The organism is Streptococcus moroccensis, from assembly GCF_030812835.1.
Lineage (GTDB): Bacteria > Bacillota > Bacilli > Lactobacillales > Streptococcaceae > Streptococcus > Streptococcus moroccensis.
Map to the genome: position 1 here is coordinate 1 of NZ_JAUSTM010000047.1, position 2,500 is coordinate 2,500.

The 2,500-nt window shown below is 51.2% G+C and carries 6 tRNA genes and 2 rRNA genes (1 of these 8 cut by a window edge); all 8 read right to left on the reverse strand.

The features are described 5' to 3' along the window. Positions 1–45: 45 nt before the first annotated feature. A tRNA-Gln gene (locus J2S23_RS11105) sits at positions 46–120 on the reverse strand. 65 nt (positions 121–185) lie between these two features. Continuing rightward, positions 186–269 (reverse strand) — tRNA-Tyr (locus J2S23_RS11110). A 17-nt stretch (positions 270–286) separates the two neighbouring features. Beyond that, positions 287–362 (reverse strand) — tRNA-Val (locus J2S23_RS11115). A 4-nt stretch (positions 363–366) separates the two neighbouring features. After that, positions 367–441: transfer RNA gene (locus J2S23_RS11120), tRNA-Glu, on the reverse strand. A 21-nt stretch (positions 442–462) separates the two neighbouring features. Further along, a tRNA-Thr gene (locus J2S23_RS11125) sits at positions 463–535 on the reverse strand. Positions 536–539: 4 nt separating this feature from the next. Beyond that, positions 540–614, reverse strand: a tRNA-Asn gene (locus J2S23_RS11130). 9 nt (positions 615–623) lie between these two features. Continuing rightward, positions 624–739, reverse strand: a 5S ribosomal RNA gene (gene rrf / locus J2S23_RS11135). A 90-nt stretch (positions 740–829) separates the two neighbouring features. After that, positions 830–2,500 (reverse strand): 23S ribosomal RNA (locus tag J2S23_RS11140); it runs 1,251 nt beyond the window's last position.

The following is a 2,500-nucleotide window of genomic DNA, read 5'->3' on the forward strand; positions in this document are numbered from 1 at the left end:
GATTAAAAGTCAGATGCTCTACCAACTGAGCTAATGGCTCGTAAATGGCTGGGCTAGCTGGATTCGAACCAGCGCATGACGGAGTCAAAGTCCGTTGCCTTACCGCTTGGCTATAGCCCATTAATATTTACTAGTATGGTTATCTTTTCAAAAAAATAAACCCTCTCAGGTTATTTTAAAGAAAATGGTGGAGGGGGGCAGATTCGAACTGCCGAACCCGAAGGAGCGGATTTACAGTCCGCCGCGTTTAGCCACTTCGCTACCCCTCCGACATTTAAAATATATATGGTGGAGGATGACGGGATCGAACCGCCGACCCCCTGCTTGTAAGGCAGGTGCTCTCCCAGCTGAGCTAATCCTCCAAAGTGGTGACCCGTACGGGATTCGAACCCGTGTTACCGCCGTGAAAGGGCGGTGTCTTAACCACTTGACCAACGGGCCAAAAATTTAAAACTTTTTCCAAGCTTCCAACCGGGCTTGAACCGGTGACCTCTTCCTTACCATGGAAGTACTCTACCAGCTGAGCTATGGAAGCATAATGGCTCCGCAGGTAGGAATCGAACCTACGACCGATCGGTTAACAGCCGATAGCTCTACCGCTGAGCTACTGCGGAATAATACAAGCCTGGCAACGTCCTACTCTCACAGGGACAAGGTCCCAACTACCATCGGCGCTAGAGAGCTTAACTTCCGTGTTCGGTATGGGAACGGGTGTGACCTCTCTGCCATCATTACCAGACTTTTATCATTATACACATTCTTTTCAGAATGTCAAAAGGAATTTTAATATATATTCCTTCAAAACTAGATAACATTTGCTACATATTATATGGTTAAGTCCTCGATCTATTAGTATTCGTCAGCTCCACATGTCACCATGCTTCCACCTCGAACCTATCAACCTGATCATCTTTCAGGGATCTTACTAGCTTACGCTATGGGAAATCTCATCTTGAGGGGGGCTTCATGCTTAGATGCTTTCAGCACTTATCCCTTCCGCACATAGCTACCCAGCTATGCCCTTGGCAGAACAACTGGTACACCAGCGGTGCGTCCATCCCGGTCCTCTCGTACTAAGGACAGCTCCTCTCAAATTTCCTACGCCCACGACGGATAGGGACCGAACTGTCTCACGACGTTCTGAACCCAGCTCGCGTACCGCTTTAATGGGCGAACAGCCCAACCCTTGGGACCGACTACAGCCCCAGGATGCGATGAGCCGACATCGAGGTGCCAAACCTCCCCGTCGATGTGGACTCTTGGGGGAGATAAGCCTGTTATCCCCGGGGTAGCTTTTATCCGTTGAGCGATGGCCCTTCCATGCGGAACCACCGGATCACTAAGCCCGACTTTCGTCCCTGCTCGACTTGTAGGTCTCGCAGTCAAGCTCCCTTATGCCTTTGCACTCTACGAATGATTTCCAACCATTCTGAGGGAACCTTTGGGCGCCTCCGTTACACTTTAGGAGGCGACCGCCCCAGTCAAACTGCCCACCTGACACTGTCTCCCGGGTCGATAAGACCCGTAGGTTAGAATTTCAATACATTCAGGGCGGTATCCCACCAGCGCCTCCACCGAAGCTAGCGCTCCGGTTTCAATGGCTCCCGCCTATCCTGTACAAAATGTACCAAAATTCAATATCAGGCTACAGTAAAGCTCCACGGGGTCTTTCCGTCCTGTCGCGGGTAACCTGCATCTTCACAGGTACTATAATTTCACCGAGTCTCTGGTTGAGACAGTGCCCAAATCGTTACACCTTTCGTGCGGGTCGGAACTTACCCGACAAGGAATTTCGCTACCTTAGGACCGTTATAGTTACGGCCGCCGTTTACTGGGGCTTCAGTTCAGAGCTTCGCTTACGCTAACCCCTCTCCTTAACCTTCCAGCACCGGGCAGGTGTCACCCCCTATACTTCGCCTTACGGCTTCGCAGAGAGCTGTGTTTTTGCTAAACAGTCGCTTGGGCCTATTCACTGCGGCTTTCCGTTAAGAAAGCACCCCTTCTCCCGAAGTTACGGGGTCATTTTGCCGAGTTCCTTAACCAGAGTTCTCTCGCACACCTTAGGATTCTCTCCTCGCCTACCTGTGTCGGTTTGCGGTACAGGCACCTTTTATCTCGCTAGAAGCTTTTCTTGGCAGCGGGGAATCAAAGACTTCGCTCCATAAGGAGCTTCCCCATCACAGCTCAGCCTTCACGATAAGCGGATTTGCCTACTTATCAGCCTAACTGCTTGGACGTGCACAACCAATCGCACGCTTCTTCTATCCTTCTGCGTCCCTCCATTGCTCAAACGATAAAGAGGTGGTACAGGAATATCAACCTGTTGTCCATCGCCTACGCCTGTCGGCCTCGGCTTAGGTCCTGACTAACCCTGAGCGGACGAGCCTTCCTCAGGAAACCTTAGGCATTCGGTGGACGGGATTCTCACCCGTCTTTCGCTACTCATACCGGCATTCTCACTTCTAAGCGCTCCACCAGTCCTTCCGGTCTGACTTCACTG